The organism is Rhizobium sp. BK212 (assembly GCF_014197475.1).
GTDB lineage: Bacteria > Pseudomonadota > Alphaproteobacteria > Rhizobiales > Rhizobiaceae > Rhizobium > Rhizobium anhuiense.
In genome coordinates this window covers 429,757-445,794 of sequence record NZ_JACIFS010000005.1, presented here as the reverse complement: position 1 = coordinate 445,794, position 16,038 = coordinate 429,757, and the positions used below count along the sequence as shown (strand labels likewise).

The window sequence follows — 16,038 nt, the reverse complement described above, 5'->3', positions numbered from 1 at the left end:
TCGACTGGTACATGCAGGGCAAGATCCAGATCGATCCGATGATCACCCACACCATGCCGCTCGAAGACATCAACAAGGGCTTCGAGCTGATGCATTCCGGCAAGTCCATCCGCGGCGTGGTCGTGTACTGACAAATCGCATTATGGGGAGTGACATGTTTATAGGTTCGCCACGAGAGCGGTTCGAGGGGGAAGCACGCGTCGCGATGACGCCGGACAGCGCCACCCAGCTTCAGAAACTCGGATATCACTGTGCCATCGAAACGGGCGCCGGCAAACTTGCCGGCTTCTCCGACGACGCCTATCGCGCAGTTGGCGTTACGGTCGTCGACAGCATTGACGCACTTTATGCAAGCGTAGACGTCATCGCTCAGGTGCGGCCGCCCGAAACGAACGACCTAGCAAGGCTTTCGGCAAGCAAGACGCTGATCTCCTTCTTCTATCCTGCGCAAAACAAAGAGCTTCTCGAGCAGGCGAAGACGACCGGCGCAAACGTGGTTGCCATGGACATGGTGCCGCGCATTTCGCGCGCCCAGAAGATGGACGCGCTGTCTTCCATGGCCAACATCGCCGGCTATCGCGCCGTGATCGAGGCCGGCAATAATTTCGGCCGCTTCTTCACCGGCCAGGTGACCGCGGCCGGCAAGATCCCGCCAGCCAAAGTTCTGGTCATTGGCGCCGGCGTCGCCGGTCTGGCCGCCGTCGGCACCAGCATCTCGCTCGGCGCCATCACCTATGCATTCGACGTTCGACCGGAAGTGGCCGAGCAGATCGAATCGATGGGTGCCGAATTCGTCTTCCTCGACTTCAAGGAACAGCAGCAGGACGGCGCGGCGACGGGTGGCTATGCATCGCCGTCGAGCCCCGAATTTCGCGAAGCGCAATTGAAAAAGTTCCGTGAGATCGCGTCGGACATCGACATCGTCGTCAGCACCGCGCTGATCCCGGGCCGCGACGCGCCGAAGCTCTGGCTTGCCGACATGGTCGCCGCGATGAAGCCGGGCTCCGTGGTCGTCGACCTTGCGGCGGAACGCGGCGGGAATTGCGACCTGACTGTTCCGGATCAGAAGATCGTTTCTGAGAACGGCGTCACCGTCATCGGCTATACCGATTTCCCGAGCCGCATGGCCGCGCAAGCCTCGACCCTCTATTCGACGAACATCCGCCATATGATGACGGACCTGACGCCGAAGAAGGATGGCGTTCTCGTCCACAACATGGAAGACGATGTCATTCGCGGAGCCACTGTGGCATTCCAGGGCGAGATCACCTATCCGCCACCGCCGCCGAAGATCCAGGCGATTGCAGCCCAGAAACGACAAGAAAAGCCCAAGGAGTTGACGCCGGAAGAACGGCGTGCAGCCGAAGCTTCCGCCTTCAAGTCGGCAACGCGGCAGCAGGTCGGCCTGCTCGTCGTCGGCGGGGCTCTCATGGCGCTTATCGGCGCCTATGCACCGTCGGCCTTCATGGGCCACTTCATCGTCTTCGCGCTTTCCTGCTTCGTCGGCTTCCAGGTCATTTGGGGTGTTAGCCATTCGCTGCATACGCCGCTGATGGCCGTGACCAATGCGATTTCCGGGATCATCATCATCGGTGCGTTGCTGCAGGTCACTGCAGGCGGCTGGCTGGTGACCGCCCTTGCCGCCGTTTCGGTGGCGATCGCCACTATCAACGTCGTTGGCGGCTTCATGGTCACGCGGCGCATGTTGAACATGTTCCAAAAGTCGTGACGCCAGCCCGGGGTATAGAACTATGTCTATCGGTATCCAGACCGCGGCTTACATCGCCGCATCCGTTCTCTTCATCCTTTCGCTCGGCGGTCTTTCCGGTCAGGAAAGCGCCAAGCGCGCCGTATGGTACGGCATATCAGGCATGGCAATAGCCGTGCTCGCGACCATTCTTGGGCCGGGCGTCGGGCTTTCCGTCGTCCTGATCATCATGCTTGCCTTTGGTGCTGTCGTCGGCACGTTGTTGGCACAGCGCGTCGAAATGACCGGCATGCCGCAACTCGTGGCGGCGCTACACTCCTTTGTGGGCCTCGCTGCGGTACTGATCGGCCTCAACTCCGACATGACGGCACATGAGTTCGCCACCAATGCGGAAAAGATCATCCATGAAGTGGAAATCTTCCTTGGCGTGTTCATCGGTGCGGTAACCTTCACCGGCTCGATCATCGCTTTTGGCAAACTTTCTGGCCATATCGGCGGCAAGGCACTTATCCTGTCCGGCCGGCACATATTCAATATCCTGATGGTGCTCGGGTCGTTTGTGCTGATGATCGGGTACATGAATGGCGCAGGTGCATGGACCCTCTACCTGATGACGCTGATCGCCTTTGTCATCGGCGCTCATCTCGTCATGGCCATCGGCGGCGCCGATATGCCGGTCGTGGTTTCGATGCTCAACTCCTATTCCGGCTGGGCGGCCGCGGCGACGGGCTTCCTGCTCGGCAACGACCTGTTGATCGTAACCGGAGCGCTCGTCGGCTCGTCGGGCGCGATCCTCTCCTACATCATGTGTAAGGCGATGAACCGCCAGTTCCTGTCGGTCATTCTCGGCGGCTTCGGCAATGCCTCGGGCCCGACGATGGTCGTAGAGGGCGAACAAGTTGCCATCGATGCCGAAGGTGTTGCCGCAGCGCTCAACGATGCCGACTCGGTCATCATCGTTCCGGGTTACGGCATGGCGGTTGCGCAGGCCCAGAGTGCGGTTTCGGAACTCACTCGCAAGCTGCGCGCCGCCGGAAAGCAGGTGCGCTTTGCGATCCATCCGGTCGCAGGTCGGCTGCCCGGCCACATGAACGTCCTGCTGGCGGAAGCAAAGGTCCCTTACGACATTGTATTGGAGATGGACGAGATCAACGACGACTTCCATGAAACCGATGTCGTCATCGTCATCGGCTCGAACGACATCGTCAATCCGGCGGCACAGGAAGATCCGAACTCGCCGATCGCAGGCATGCCCGTGCTCGAGGTCTGGAAAGCCAAGCAGGTTTTCGTCTCCAAGCGTGGCCAGGGCACCGGCTATTCCGGTATCGAGAACCCCCTGTTCTTCAAGGAAAACACCCGCATGTACTACGGCGACGCCAAGGAGTCGGTCAACGGCCTGCTTCCGAAGCTGGCCTGAGAGCTTGATGATCTCCGCTTCCGACTGGAGACATTTTCTCAAAGAAACATGTGCGCGGCAGCCGTAAGCCCGTCACGGCAGGCTCGCCGTTGTGCGCTCGGCCCCTCCCAAATTCGTCCGACCATGACCATGCGATAGCGAAAGTGGCAATCGACATATGGATACGGGTTGCGCGACAAAGGATTTGGGAGCAGGGCCGCTGGCGATCTCGAAATCTGGCCCGATTGAGGGGGCGGACCGCCTCCCCAGTCGTCAGAGCGCGATAGCGCTGAGACGGGTACGCCCACATGCGGTTAAGGCGGCTCGAACGGTCTACCCTGGATGGCGAAGTATGGCACAGGGCCAATTGCACGCTGAGCCGATCGAATAAAGGGATGTTGGGTCGTCAGGTTCGTCCGCCGGGCATTGACTCGTTAGCCCGGCAGCATTGGCAAATAATCCTCGAGATCCGCCCGTGATGCGAGCGGATCTATTATTAATCTTCGGGGGCGATGCGAACGACGATTCCACTGAGAGTCTCGTCAAAGGGGATCTGACAGGAAAGCCGCGAGTTCTCTTGGCGGTAGTCGGAGCCTTCCAGCAACTCACTCTCGTCGATCGAGGGCTCTGCCAGAGTTGCGGTCTTCGGTAGCTCCTCGACGTAGAGGTGGCAGGTGGCACAGGAAAGGCACCCGCCACACATTGCGAGCAGCTCATCAAAGCCCGCGCCTCGGATGTTCTCCATCAGCGAAGCGCCCACCCTTCCCTCGAAACTATGCAGCTCTCCATCCCGCGTACGCACTGATATCATAGACATTTTTTCCTCCACTTTCATTCGGGCCTCGAATGCCTCACACCACTTCTGGGCCAAGTTCCTTGAGTTGTTTCGATGTGTCCGCCAAGGCGTCGCGGTCGATCCTCGCTGAGCTATCGACAAGCTTTCGTCCTTGCACGTAGTCTCGGGATGCATTGACGCAATCGAGGGCCAGAACCGCCCCGTCCTTCAGATAAATAACGCTGAAGCTCCGACTGGAGGGATTGCCGCGCGTCACCACGCTGTCAAAGCCGTAGTTGAGACCGATGGTTTGCATTCTCAAATCGTATTGATTGGACCAGAACCAGGGCGTTGCATCGTAGGGCTTGAGTTCGCCGCAGATCGCCTTCGCGGCAGTCGTCGCCTGATCCGTCGCGTTCTGCACAGATTCAATGCGAATGCCGCGGCCATGTCTAAGCCGGGCGCAGTCTCCAATGCAGTAAATGTCCGGCAGGGATGTCCGGCATAACTCATCGATATCCACACCGTTTAAGCCTTCCGCGCCCGCCTCGATCAGTGGGCCGGCCGAAGGGACAATGCCTATACCGACCACGACGATATCGGCTGGGATCTTCTCGCCGGTCGCAAGCACCACGTTCTTGACGCGGCCGTTGGAACCTTCCAGCGAACCGACACCGCAGTTGAGGCGGATGTCGACGCCATGTGCGCGATGCTCGGCTTCGTAGAACCTCGATACCGTTTCCCCGGCCACGCGCGCGAGCACGCGGTCGAGCGCCTCGACCAACGTGACCTCCTTGCCGATCTCTCGGAACACGGCTGCCGCTTCGAGACCGACATAACCGCCACCGACGATCACGATCCTTTCGGCGCTAGGAAGGCCTTCGACGAGCGCGTCGCAATCTGCCTTGTTGCGTATATAGCAGATTCCGGCCAACTCGCTGCCTGAGCAGGAAAGCTTCCTCGGTTCGCCACCGGCCGCCCACACGAGCCTGCCGTAGGAGAAGCGTTCGCCCAGGTCGGTGACGACGACATGGGCTGCCGCATCGACGGTGGTCACACGCCTGCCCAGCATCAGTTCCACCTGCCGGGAGGTCCAGAAGTCCCCCGGCCTCAGATGCATCCTTTCGAAGGATTTCTTGCCTGCGAGATATTCCTTCGAAAGCGAAGGGCGGTCGTAGGGAACTTCCGCCTCAGCGCCGATCAGGGCAATGCGTCCGGTGAACCCGGACTGCCTGAGCGCCGCCGCTGACTGCGAGCCGCCATGTCCGCCACCGACGATGATGCAGTCGAAGAAGCCATTGTGATGCTCCTGCGTCATTGTCACGACTTTCTTTCAGCACCGATGAGGACGAAGCACATGGTCGCGGGCTTGTCGCCCTTGTTGCGCCAGGCATGGCGCGTGCCGCATTGGACGACGACGTCGCCCTGCTTCAGCAGCGTTTCGGCGCCGTCATCGAGTTCAAGCCACACTTCACCGTCGAGTACGATGTCATAGTCGATGGTATCTGTAGTGTGCATCCCGGGTGCATCAGGCTCGAACGCCTGGATCAGGCCGGGGATGTGCATCGCCTGTTCCTCAACCGCGGCCGCTGGATCGACGGTTGCGAATACCGAGTCTGGCGGAAAGACGACGATCATCAGCTTCGTCTGGCCCGGTTCGGGGGTGATCAGGATTTGCGGCGGCGCCTGCTCCGCATGACTTTGCGGAAGGCTGGGTTTCGCCGAAGTTGCATAAAGGACCGAAGTAAGGTGGCCCGGCACAGAATCGTACACATGGGCATTGGGTGCGGGGCCGTCGCTGATGAACACTGACCTGCCGCTACTAATCCCTGTGACGACGCGCCGGGGTATGCGCAGTTCCGTTGCCCTATTCATAGATCAAGCCCTTCGCCTCAAGCTGCGGACGCATGTTGTTAATGTCGAGGCTCAGTTGGCCTCTCTCGTAGAGACCGCGCTTTTCGTCTTCCATTTTCTGGCGTTGGCGCGCTTTTTCGAGGACCATCGCGGCCTCATCGCGCTTGACGACACAGACGCCATCGTCGTCGGCGACGATGACATCGCCGGGTTCGATGTAGGCTCCGGCGCAGACCACGGGGACTTGGACGTTCGCGAGCGTCTCCTTGACCGTGCCTTGGGCCGATATTGCCTTCGACCAAACGGGAAAGTTCATGGACCGCAGGTCAGCGACATCGCGTACGCCGGCATCGATCACGAGTCCCAGAATTCCGCGAGCCTTGCACGATGTCGCGAGAAGATCGCCGAAATATCCGTCCGTGCACGGCGAAGTTGGTGTGACGACCAGGATGTCGCCGGGCTGCGCGACCTCAAGCGCGACATGGATCATCCAGTTGTCACCCGGTGGCACCTCGCATGTGAGCGCCGTGCCACCGATGCGCGAGCCCTCGATCACGGGGCGCAGATGCGGGGCCAGCAATCCCTTCCGGCCTTGCGCTTCATGGACTGTAGCGACGCCGAGCTTACCCAAGGCTTCGCATGTCTCGCGATCCGTTCGCGGTGTCTTGGTCATTACCTTCATTGGGAACCTCTCGAGATGGAATCAAACGTGATTCAACCAGCCGACCGCGCCTTGGAGGAAACTGCGATCAAACACGCCTGCGGCGCTGGATCTGGCTGATCCCTCAAGCAGGTTGGCGCGGATCATCAAGTCGACCGTGGTATCCATGGCACGTTGCGGAATGGACAAATCGCCGGGCCACATACCCATGTCGCGCATGTAGTGGAGGCCGCGCGAGGCGAGTTCGGTGTCGTCCTTCGTGGTAATGCGCTGGAAAATCGGAAGCGTGATTTCTTCGCGGCTCGGGTCGTTCGTGATCGAATAGGCCTCGAACAATGCCTTGAGGAAACGGCCGACCACATCACGGTTACCATCCAACCAGCTTTTGCGGCCAATGACAGCGGCGAAGACGATCTCGGGGATGACATCATTGATCTCGCCGATCAGGTTGTAGCCATCACGTTCAGCCAGGAAATTCCATGGCGCGGGCTGCGGGGCGCAGTCAATTTCCCCCGCCTGCAGGGCTTCCCAGCGCTTGGTGTGAATGCCGGCGAGTTCGAATTCGTAGTCGCCGGGATACCGCAGGCCTTCCTGGGACAGCAGCATCTGGGTGTAGATCGCCGTGCCCTCTGTCAGCGACGATGTGCCGACCCTTTTGCCCTTGAGGTCCTCGATCCTCTTGATCGAGGGCTGAGCGACCAGCGACATCGGCAGGCGATTGGAATTCGAGGCGATGACCCTGAGTTCGCCGCCTTTGACGAAGTTCGAGACGGCACCTTCAGGTGGCGTTATCGCAAGATCGGCCTCGCCTTCGACAACCGCGGTGGTCGCCTTGTCGACGGTGCCCATCTTCTTGTATTCGATCACCAGCCCGTGCTTGGCGAAAATTCCATGCTCTTCAGCCACGAAGACCGGGAGCCAGTTGAACCCTTGCGCCCCGCCCGCGAGGCTTAGACTTTGGCTGGAAGCCATATGTTTTCTCCCTGACAATTTCGAGGCTTCAAAGGCCGCGCTTGCGCAACCGCTCATCCAGAAGCGGATAGACCCGACGTGCGTTTCCTTCGAAGACCGCGTGTCTCTGTTCGTCGCCAAGCGCGAGTTGGTCGATGTATCTCTTGGTGTCGTCGAACGGGTGCCCCGTCTCCGGGTCGATCGCTTTCACAGCACCGAGCAGCTCGGAGCCGAACAGGATGTTCTTGGTGTCGACGACGCGGAAGAGCGTGTCGATGCCCGCCTGGTGATAGACGCAGGTGTCGAAGAACACATTGTTCATGAGGTGCGTGTCGAGGCCCGGCTTTTCGAGCATGATCGACAGGCCGCGATAACGGCCCCAGTGATACGGCGCAGCCCCGCCTCCGTGCGGTATGACAAGCTTGAGTTCCGGATGGCGCTCGAACAGTTCTCCCTGAATCAACTGCATGAATACCGCCGTATCCGCGTTGATGTAGTGCGCACCCGTCATGTGAAGGCACCGCTCGCAGGAACTCGAAACGTGGATCATCGCGGGGACCCTGAGGGCGACCATGGCCTCCCACATAGGATCCCACCATGGATCGTAGATCGGCGGCGCGCTCCAACGCCCGCCTGACGGGTCGGGGTTGAGATTACAGCCCACAAAGCCGCTTTCGACGCAGCGCTCCAACTCCTCGATGACATCAGACAGGTCGCCATCAACTGTTTGGGGAAGCTGGCAGACGGCTGCGAAATTATCCGGGAACATGTCGACGATCCGGCCGACATTGTCGTTCGACAGGCGCGACCATTCCTTGGCGACCGACGGTCCCGGCACGTGATGACCCATGCCGGAGGCGCGCGGGCTGAGAAGCGTCACGTGCGAACCGCGCTCGCGCTGAATTTTAAGCTGGTTCGCCTCGATAATGTCGCGCAGTTGCTTGTCGGGTATCCCCGGATAGATCGGCGGCTCGGAGGACTTGCCTTCCGCATAGGCGACTTGCGCCGTTCGGAAGGCATGGTGCTCTGGTGGTTCCGTCGTGAAGTGGCCGTGGCAGTCGATGATCAAAGACATCATCCATTCCACTTCGCAGGAAGGTCGGAGATGCCACGGAACCGCCAGCCCTTGCCTGTGATCTCCCGCGAAGTATCGAGACGAAGATCGGGCAACTGCCGGAACACCTCGGCAAGCGCAATCTCGCCCATCGCACGCGACAGGAAGTGGCCGGAACAGAAGTGCGGACGGAAGCCGAATGACAGGTGCTGCTTCTTCTTGCGGAACATGTCGAAACGGTCGGCATCTTCGAAACGCGTCTCATCGCGATTGGCCGACCCCATGACAATAGCGACGGATGCCCCCTCTGGGATGACCGTTCCGGCGATCTCGAAATCTTCCTTGGCGATGCGCGGTGTTACGCCGATCGGGGCGATCCAGCGCAAGCCCTCATCGAAGGCGCGCATCGCGTTTTCCTGCGGCTGCTCGGCCATAAGCTTCGCCTGGTCGGGATTCGAAAGAAGACCCGTGCAGGCATTCGCCGCCGCATGCCCCGGCTCCTGGAGACCGCCAAGGATGATGACGCGCATGGTCGGCGAAATCTCCTCCCAGCTGCGAACCTCGCCCTTTGCCATGCCGCCATACATGACATGGCTGAGCAGCGAGTGGTTGGGCTTTGATAGGCACGCCTGGTAAAGATCGCCCATCTGCTTGTCGATGTCGGCGAGCGCGTCGTCCAGTCGCTTCCATATGGCCGGATCATTGCTGACGTTCTGCAGGCCGAGCGCCATCGCGTGAAACCACTCGACGAGGGTTTCGTTTGGCGTCTCCGTCAGGCCGATGACGTCGCCAATGCATCGCACCGAGATTGGCTCGAAGAGTTCCGTCGTCAGGTTCGCTTCGCCATTCTTCTTGATGGAGTCGATGTAACGCTGCACGACCGGGCGTGTCAGACCTTCGACGAACGAGCGCACGCGTTCCTGCGTGAGATTTTCGTCGATACCCTGGCGGAGGCACTGGTGATCTTCACCAGACATGGTCAGGACGTTCGGCATGCCCATGACGCGAGCTTCCGGACGGTCCGCTGAGCCCGACGGTCCAAACACCTTGTCGTTGCCGCCGATCGTGCGGCAGTCGTCGAACCGCGTAATGAAATATTCTTTCGTCCCTTCGAAGAAGGCCACAGGCTCCTCCGCGCGTAGCCTCGCGTAGACGGGATAGGGATCCCTATAGAGATTTTCGCCCGTCAGTTCGGTGTGCGTTCCCGTCATTGATTTCCTCCCTCACCCGCGTCGCGGGGTCTTCGCCAATCCGCCACCATGTTCTCCAACCCGGCGGCATGCATTTTCAGGACGTTCCTTTGGAGCAATCGCCACGCGATTGATGCTTGACATACCGAAACGTCTTCGGATACTGATAGGTATCCAAAGCGAGGTTGGCTGTCAACAAGAGAAATCGACAGGCCGTGGAGAGACCGCTTCGGAAGGGAGGAAATCAGTGAGCAACAGCAGCATCGCCGAGGTGCGCCTTGTGCTTGAGGCGCGGGATGTCACCGTGCAGTTTGGCGGCGTCAAAGCCCTGACCAATGTGTCGGTTTCCGTAAAGGCAGGAGAAATCTGTGGTTTGATCGGGCCGAACGGAGCAGGCAAATCGACATTTCTCAACGCGGCGACCCGGCTCGTAAATTACACAAGCGGATCGATCATGCTTGGCGGTCAGCCACTCGAAGGCGTCGGTTCGCGTGAGATGATCGGAATGGGCATCGCGAGGACCTTCCAGAACCTCGGCATCTATGGCTCGATGACCGTTCTGGAGAATGTCATGCTCGGGGCGCATCACCGGTTTGGCGGCAAGTTCGCTCAAGCGATCTTCGCTCCATCTCGGATAAGGGCGGAGGAACGGTCTGCACGCGAGAAGGCTATGGCGGTGCTTGAAGAGGTCGGCATGGTCGAGCTCGCCGCGCGCGCGGCCGGATCGCTTTCCTATCCCCTGCAGAAGCGTATGGAGATCGCTCGCGCGCTTGCCGCCGAGCCTAAAATTCTTCTGCTTGACGAACCCGCCGGCGGACTGACGCACGGCGAGGTCCACGAATTTGGGTCGCTCGTCGATGGCATCCGACGCAAGCGGAACCTCTCCATTCTTCTCATCGAGCATCACATGGGGTTGGTCATGAGCCTTTGCGACCGGATCGTTGTCTTGCATCTGGGTCGCAACTTGGCCGAAGGCACCCCTTCCGAAATCAAGTCCAACGACGCGGTGATTGCCGCCTACCTCGGGAAGGCGGCATGACACTGGATCTCAAGAACCTCTCCGTGTTCTACGGCAAGACGCAGGCACTGTTCGACTGTTCTTTCTCAGTGGGAGAAGGCGAATTTGTCGCCCTGCTCGGCTCCAACGGGGCTGGGAAGACGACGCTGCTGCGTGCCGTTTCCGGACTGCTCCCATTCAAAGGCTCGATTGCCTTTTCTGGAATGGCGCTCGACAAGATCGTCGCGCAGAAGCGCCTTGCGCTCGGCATTGCTCACATACCCCAGGGGCGCGGTACTTTCTCCGAGTTTACGGTCGATGAAAACCTCTCCCTCGGGGCAACGATCGTGTCTAACCGATCACAAGTGAGAGAGGACAAGGACCGCTGGTACGAGACATTCCCGCGTCTGCGTGAACGGCGCGATCAGCTTGCGGGAAACCTTAGCGGTGGGGAACAGCAGATGCTGGCTGTCGCACGCGCGCTCATGTCTCGTCCGAAGCTTCTGTTGTGCGACGAGCCATCGCTCGGGCTCGCCCCTTCGATCACTCAGGAAATCCTGGCGATTTTCAAGACGCTCAACAAGGATCACGGCATGACGCTGCTCGTGGTCGAGCAGAATGTCGACATCACCCTTCAATATGCCGACCGGGCCTTCGTTATCGAGGCCGGCCAGATTGTGGCGAGCGGTGCGGCAAACGAGCTGATCGCCAACGAAGACATCAAGAAATCTTACCTGGGAGTTGCCTGATGAGCCTCTTCTTCCAGCTCGTCGTCAGCGGCCTGACCACGGGCGCAATTTACGCGGCGCTCGCCCTGGCGCTCGTCCTCATCTTCAGGGCAACCAACGTCGTCAACTTCGGCCAGGGCGAGATGGCGACCTTTTCCGCCTATGTGGCCTGGCAGTTGATGCAATGGGGTGCGCCGCTCTGGCTCGCCGTCCTCGCGAGCCTCATTATGGCGTTTGCTATTGGGATTGTGACTTTCCGCTTGATTATCCGGCCGATGTTGAGCGCTCCCGTGGAGGCGGTCGTCGTCATCACCCTTGGCATCCTCGTCCTCTTCCAAGCGGCGTGCATGTGGATGTGGGGCGCCGAACAACTCTCGTTCCCAAGCCTCTTCCCTGACGGCGGTTTGGATATCGGCGGCGTTCGCGTGCTCGCTTCCGCCATCGGCACGCTAACGATCCTTTTTGTTATCGCTTTGGCGATGGGCTCTATCTTCCGGTTCACCAGGCTTGGCCTATCGATGCGTGCGGCGGCTTTCGACCATGCCCGAAGCGTACTTGTCGGCGTTAATGTCGAACGCATGCTGATGTTGGGCTGGGGCTTTGCCGCCATTATTGGGGCACTTGCCGCAATCCTGATTGCCCCTCGGCTCTTCCTGAGCCCGACGATGATGACGCCAATCCTCTTTTACGGGCTCGCTGCAGCAACGCTCGGCGGCTGGGACAGTCCGCTTGGCGCAATCGTTGGCGGCCTCGCCGTCGGCGTCGCCGAGAGCTTGGGTGCAAGCTACCTCTCGTTCATCGGCGCCGACATGCGCATCGCCGTGCCGATCGCCCTCACGCTCATCATCCTGCTCGTGAAGCCCGTCGGCCTGTTCGGATCCTACAAGGTGACAAAACTATGAATGACGGATTCCGCGCGGCGGCTCTCAAGTTCGGTCTCTTTGCGATCGTCGCGATCCTTATCCCAGTCTTTGTGCCGGGATACGCACTTCAACAGGTGGCGATCGCGATCGCCTACGCTATCGCCATTTTAGGTCTGAACCTGCTAATGGGGTTCGCTGGCCAAATTTGCCTTGCGCAGGGAACGCTGTTCGGCGTCGGCGCTTACGTGACGGCGATCCTCAATGCCACCTACGGCATCTCGCCGCTCGTAACGTTGCCTGTCTCTGCAGCCGTGGCGGCCGTCGTCGGGCTTGCCATCGGCCTTCCGGCACTCAGGCTTCAGGGCTTGCAGCTTGCCATCGTGACATTTGGTATCGCGGCCGCGTTCCCGCAATTGCTGCTCAAGATGGGGAGCCTGACGGGTGGAGTGTCGGGGCTTCCGATCGATGCCCTCGAACCTCCGAGCTTCATGCCGGACAATCCCGAGTTGTGGCTCTACATCATATCGCTCACTTGCGCGGGGATCGGTGCCCTGCTTGTCTCGCTAATGCTCTTCGGCGACAACGGGCGCGCGCTCAGGGCACAGCGGGACAATCCACAGATTGCCCAAGCGCTCGGCATCAACCTGACACGTACTCGCCTTTGGGCATTTGCCGCAAGTTCGGCGCTCGCGGGACTCGGCGGCGGAGTGTTCGGGATCATCAGTGGTTTCATCAGCCCGGAGTCGTTCCTGGCAATCCTGTCCATCAACATCGTGATCGGCAGCATCGTCGGCGGCGCTACCAGTATCGTCGGAGCATTTCTCGGCGGTCTGTTCATGGTCTTCGTCCCGACCTGGGCATCTGACATCAACCTGAGCCTCGGCAACCTGATCTACGGCCTCGCGCTCATCCTGGTCATGATGGTCGCGCGCAATGGGGTCACTGGCTTCATCGAAAAATGGCTCTCGATGACTTTTCGGAGGATGGCGAGTAGCCGACGCCAAATTGAAACAAGGGAGGAACTGACATGAGATTTATTTCTATACTGAAGGGGAGCGCAATGCCGCTGGCTGTCGCGGCACTGCTCGCGGCAAGCGATGCCAATGCTGCGGAATCGTCGCCTGGTATCACCGACGACACCATTAAAATTGGTGTCACGGGACCACTGACTGGACCGGTCGCGGTCGTCGGCGGTGTCGCCGAAGGCATACGAGCGCGCGTCGAGCAGGCCAACGCCGAAGGCGGCGTTAAGATGGGCGACGGCAAGACCCGCAAGATCGACCTCATCATCGAAGATGATGGCCTTGATCCCCAGCGCACCTTGGCGAATGTCCGCAAGATGGTCGAGAAAGATCAGGTATTTGCTCTCGTCGGCACCGCGGCGACGCCAAACAATCTGGCGATCGGCCGCTACATCACGCAGAAGAAAGTCCCGAACGTTTTCATGTATTCCGGTGTCGTCTCCCTGAACGCACCCGAATGGGAGGTTGGCTTCGTGCCGTCGTTTTCAACCGAAGCAGACTCATTTGCTGCGTATCTTCAGATCAACAAGCCCGACGCAAAGGTGGCCTTCCTGTATCTGAACACCGAGACGGGCCAAACCTTTATGAAGGCCTTCGATAGCGCAATCGACGGAACGAACATCAAGGTGATCGAACGCCAGCCGGTGACATCGCAGGACCCCACTGTCGAGACCCAGCTAAATACTCTGAAAGCTTCTGGCGCTGATACATTGGTTATTATCGCCGCACCGCGCCAGGGGGGCGAGGCCATCCGTTTCCAGTCCGAAAGCGGTTGGAAGCCTTTAACCCTGGTCACTAACTTGTCATCGGCGTATCCGGTTCTCCAGTCAGTCGGCCTGGAAAATGCCAAGGGTATCATCACCTCCGACTTCCTAAAGCCGATCACCAGCAATCAGAAATCCGGTGACGAAGGCGTCGATCACTATCTCGACGCCATAAAAGCAGCCAAGGTGAACTTCGTCTTCGCCAATACGATTGGCCAGACCGGATATGCAATTGGCGACACGCTCGTCCAGTCCCTCGAAAAGCTCAAGGACCCCACCCGCGAAGAGCTGATGAAGGTCGTTCACAACATGGACGGTTGGAAGAACCCATTGCTCCAAGAGGGCATCACAATGACAACCAAGGAAGGATCCGACATCTACCCCGTGGAGGCACTCCAGCTATACCAGTTCGATGGCCAAGAATACGCACCGCTCGGTGGCGTCTTGGACTTTGAAGGCAAAACATACGAATAGCTCCCTACCAGTGGGTGCCGGCAACCGGCGCCCACACAGGTGAGGCAGATTTGGCAAGCATGGGCGGCAAAATTTACCCGGTCCGATAGTTGAACGACGAGCGCGGGAATTGTCGACATCTTCGCGGCAGGACGGCGCTCTTGGTCGTCATGCATTCGTACGTCCCGATTGGTACTAAGGAGCAGGCCTGGAATTCACTCGTCAGTCGGATAACGACCCTGCGTGAGATTGAACACCGCCGTCAGGTTGACGATGATGCTGGAGGTGCACTCCTCCTTGTTGATGACGCGGGCGTCGAGAACCTTGCTGGCGCTGCGGAGGCGTGATGCGGCTCCCTGCAGAAGGGACAGATGGCGATCTTCAACCCGACGGGCGACGTAACCGGCAAAGCCCGCATCATCGAACGAACCTTTGACGGTGACCCGAACCCCTCGACACTCTCGGTGCAAAAGCTCCTCTTGGTTCCATGTTGGATGCGATGGGGACGGCGTTGTTTCGCGTTCGCAGGCGCTACCGCGCAATTGACATACCGCGCGGTCACCTCGCCTTGGCATTCCACCTGTTCATTTGAACACGGCTTACTGATCGCAGCGTGGATATCTGCCCATCCCCAAATGGGGCGGCAACTCTTCCTCCAACTCGTCAACGCGCTGCGAACTCAGGCCATGACCCGCACATCCTCATCACCCGTCAAAGCCCCGCTCCAACCTCGCTGCATGCTGCCCTAAAATTCAAGGCACTTGGAGTGGCAAATCGAGCAATTCGATCGCCACACAGTCGTCGATGATGGAAGGCGGCACCTGAAAGGCTGACAGAATTTGGCGCACGACCTTTTCAGGATGATCGTGCTCCTGCTCTTGCCGGAGAAGCGTTGTCATCGACGCGAGAACGGTGCCAATCATCATATCTCGCCCGATCGTGACGCTTTGCAATTTGAATTCGCCCGACTCGATGCCCTCCTGAACGGACGCCGTTGCGTATTGGAACGTATCCGAACCAAAAATGGGCCCGACACTGGAAAGGTTGACCATCGCCCAACCCCAAGAAGGATCCTGGCGCGCGCGATGCAGGTAATAACGGATGGCCAGCGCAACCCGCATCGCGCAGATAGGAAGTGTTCGCATGAGCTCTTGCACTGCAACGTTGAACTCATGGCTCATTTCATAGGTGAGCACCTCGAACAGCTCGTCAATGTCAGAGAAATAGTTGTAAAAGGTCCCCCGTGAGATGAGGGCGATCCCACACACTTCTTCGATACGCGTTGACCTCCCGTTTGGACGGCCAAGCAGATGAAACGCCGCTGAAAGGATAGTCGCCCGGGTACGCGCACGCTTCTCCACGCCGATCTGCGCACGCCGTTCCGGGCTTATTTTCGTCGCCATGCCTGCTCGATTCCTCATTCAATCGCAGCGTATATAGGCCGGTCATGTCACGAAACCATTTTCAGAACAATGCATGGGATTTTTGGAAATCTTGCCGATCAGCTCCGTTCGAAGCATGAGAAAATACTGTTTTGATGCAAGCAGTTCTGCCGACATCGGGACGTAAACTGCCTGCGATGAAGATGTGCGACATCGTGCCATGAACCTGCTTTCGACGGC

General features: G+C 59.3%; 15 protein-coding genes and 2 pseudogenes. 8 read left to right on the top strand and 9 right to left on the bottom strand.

The window, feature by feature from the left end; translation table 11 throughout:
• From FHT79_RS19365 to FHT79_RS19355, 3 genes and pseudogenes are all read left to right on the top strand, one after another.
• Nucleotides 1-131 (top strand): annotated as a pseudogene (locus FHT79_RS19365) (S-(hydroxymethyl)glutathione dehydrogenase); the annotation flags it as partial.
• A gap of 23 nt (nt 132-154) precedes the next feature.
• On the top strand, nt 155-1,729 hold the full coding sequence (locus FHT79_RS19360) for a Re/Si-specific NAD(P)(+) transhydrogenase subunit alpha (protein WP_183903971.1): 1,575 nt from the start codon (nt 155-157) through the stop codon (nt 1,727-1,729).
• Between the two features lie 22 nt (nt 1,730-1,751).
• A complete protein-coding gene (locus FHT79_RS19355; protein ID WP_183903970.1) occupies nt 1,752-3,125 on the top strand; it encodes an NAD(P)(+) transhydrogenase (Re/Si-specific) subunit beta in 1,374 nt (457 codons plus the stop codon).
• Nucleotides 3,126-3,600: 475 nt separating this feature from the next.
• On the opposite strand, the gene FHT79_RS19350 is transcribed toward FHT79_RS19355, so the two are convergent.
• From FHT79_RS19350 to FHT79_RS19320, 7 genes are read right to left on the bottom strand one after another with little or no spacing between them, the layout of a single operon-like run.
• Complete coding sequence (locus FHT79_RS19350) at nt 3,601-3,939, bottom strand: 2Fe-2S iron-sulfur cluster-binding protein (protein ID WP_246714031.1); 339 nt, start codon at nt 3,937-3,939, stop codon at nt 3,601-3,603.
• Between the two features lie 16 nt (nt 3,940-3,955).
• Nucleotides 3,956-5,197, bottom strand: coding sequence for an FAD-dependent oxidoreductase (locus tag FHT79_RS19345; protein WP_183903969.1), 1,242 nt, complete (start codon nt 5,195-5,197; stop codon nt 3,956-3,958).
• Nucleotides 5,198-5,199: 2 nt separating this feature from the next.
• Nucleotides 5,200-5,688 (bottom strand): cupin domain-containing protein, encoded by a 489-nt coding sequence (locus tag FHT79_RS19340; protein ID WP_348649676.1) that lies wholly within the window; start codon nt 5,686-5,688, stop codon nt 5,200-5,202.
• 58 nt (nt 5,689-5,746) lie between these two features.
• On the bottom strand, nt 5,747-6,415 hold the full coding sequence (locus FHT79_RS19335) for a 4-carboxy-4-hydroxy-2-oxoadipate aldolase/oxaloacetate decarboxylase (RefSeq protein ID WP_183903967.1): 669 nt from the start codon (nt 6,413-6,415) through the stop codon (nt 5,747-5,749).
• A gap of 21 nt (nt 6,416-6,436) precedes the next feature.
• Nucleotides 6,437-7,366 carry an ABC transporter substrate-binding protein gene (locus tag FHT79_RS19330; protein ID WP_183903983.1) on the bottom strand — a complete coding sequence of 310 codons (930 nt, stop codon included), beginning with the start codon at nt 7,364-7,366 and terminating at the stop codon, nt 6,437-6,439.
• A 28-nt stretch (nt 7,367-7,394) separates the two neighbouring features.
• Nucleotides 7,395-8,420: an amidohydrolase family protein gene (locus FHT79_RS19325; protein ID WP_097596392.1), complete on the bottom strand. Its 1,026-nt coding sequence runs from the start codon at nt 8,418-8,420 to the stop codon at nt 7,395-7,397.
• A complete protein-coding gene (locus tag FHT79_RS19320) occupies nt 8,420-9,610 on the bottom strand; it encodes a cytochrome P450 (RefSeq protein WP_047613874.1) in 1,191 nt (396 codons plus the stop codon). The genes FHT79_RS19325 and FHT79_RS19320 overlap by 1 nt, the downstream gene beginning before the upstream one ends.
• Nucleotides 9,611-9,836: 226 nt before the next feature.
• On the opposite strand from FHT79_RS19320, the gene FHT79_RS19315 reads away from it, so the two are divergent.
• The 5 genes from FHT79_RS19315 to FHT79_RS19295 are packed head-to-tail and all read left to right on the top strand — an operon-like array spanning nt 9,837 to nt 14,437.
• Nucleotides 9,837-10,628, top strand: a complete 792-nt coding sequence (locus FHT79_RS19315) for an ABC transporter ATP-binding protein (RefSeq protein WP_183903966.1) — start codon at nt 9,837-9,839, stop codon at nt 10,626-10,628.
• A complete protein-coding gene (locus FHT79_RS19310) occupies nt 10,625-11,335 on the top strand; it encodes an ABC transporter ATP-binding protein (protein ID WP_183903965.1) in 711 nt (236 codons plus the stop codon). The genes FHT79_RS19315 and FHT79_RS19310 overlap by 4 nt, the downstream gene beginning before the upstream one ends.
• On the top strand, nt 11,335-12,216 hold the full coding sequence (locus FHT79_RS19305; protein WP_183903964.1) for a branched-chain amino acid ABC transporter permease: 882 nt from the start codon (nt 11,335-11,337) through the stop codon (nt 12,214-12,216). The genes FHT79_RS19310 and FHT79_RS19305 overlap by 1 nt, the downstream gene beginning before the upstream one ends.
• Nucleotides 12,213-13,208: a branched-chain amino acid ABC transporter permease gene (locus FHT79_RS19300; RefSeq protein ID WP_183903963.1), complete on the top strand. Its 996-nt coding sequence runs from the start codon at nt 12,213-12,215 to the stop codon at nt 13,206-13,208. The genes FHT79_RS19305 and FHT79_RS19300 overlap by 4 nt, the downstream gene beginning before the upstream one ends.
• 29 nt (nt 13,209-13,237) lie before the next feature.
• Nucleotides 13,238-14,437: an ABC transporter substrate-binding protein gene (locus FHT79_RS19295; protein ID WP_246714030.1), complete on the top strand. Its 1,200-nt coding sequence runs from the start codon at nt 13,238-13,240 to the stop codon at nt 14,435-14,437.
• Nucleotides 14,438-14,655: 218 nt separating this feature from the next.
• On the opposite strand, the pseudogene FHT79_RS19290 reads toward FHT79_RS19295, so the two are convergent.
• Nucleotides 14,656-14,751: pseudogene (locus tag FHT79_RS19290) on the bottom strand (3-oxoacyl-ACP reductase); the annotation flags it as partial.
• Nucleotides 14,752-15,168: 417 nt separating this feature from the next.
• Nucleotides 15,169-15,819, bottom strand: coding sequence for a TetR/AcrR family transcriptional regulator (locus tag FHT79_RS19285; RefSeq protein WP_179867923.1), 651 nt, complete (start codon nt 15,817-15,819; stop codon nt 15,169-15,171).
• Nucleotides 15,820-16,038: the final 219 nt, after the last annotated feature.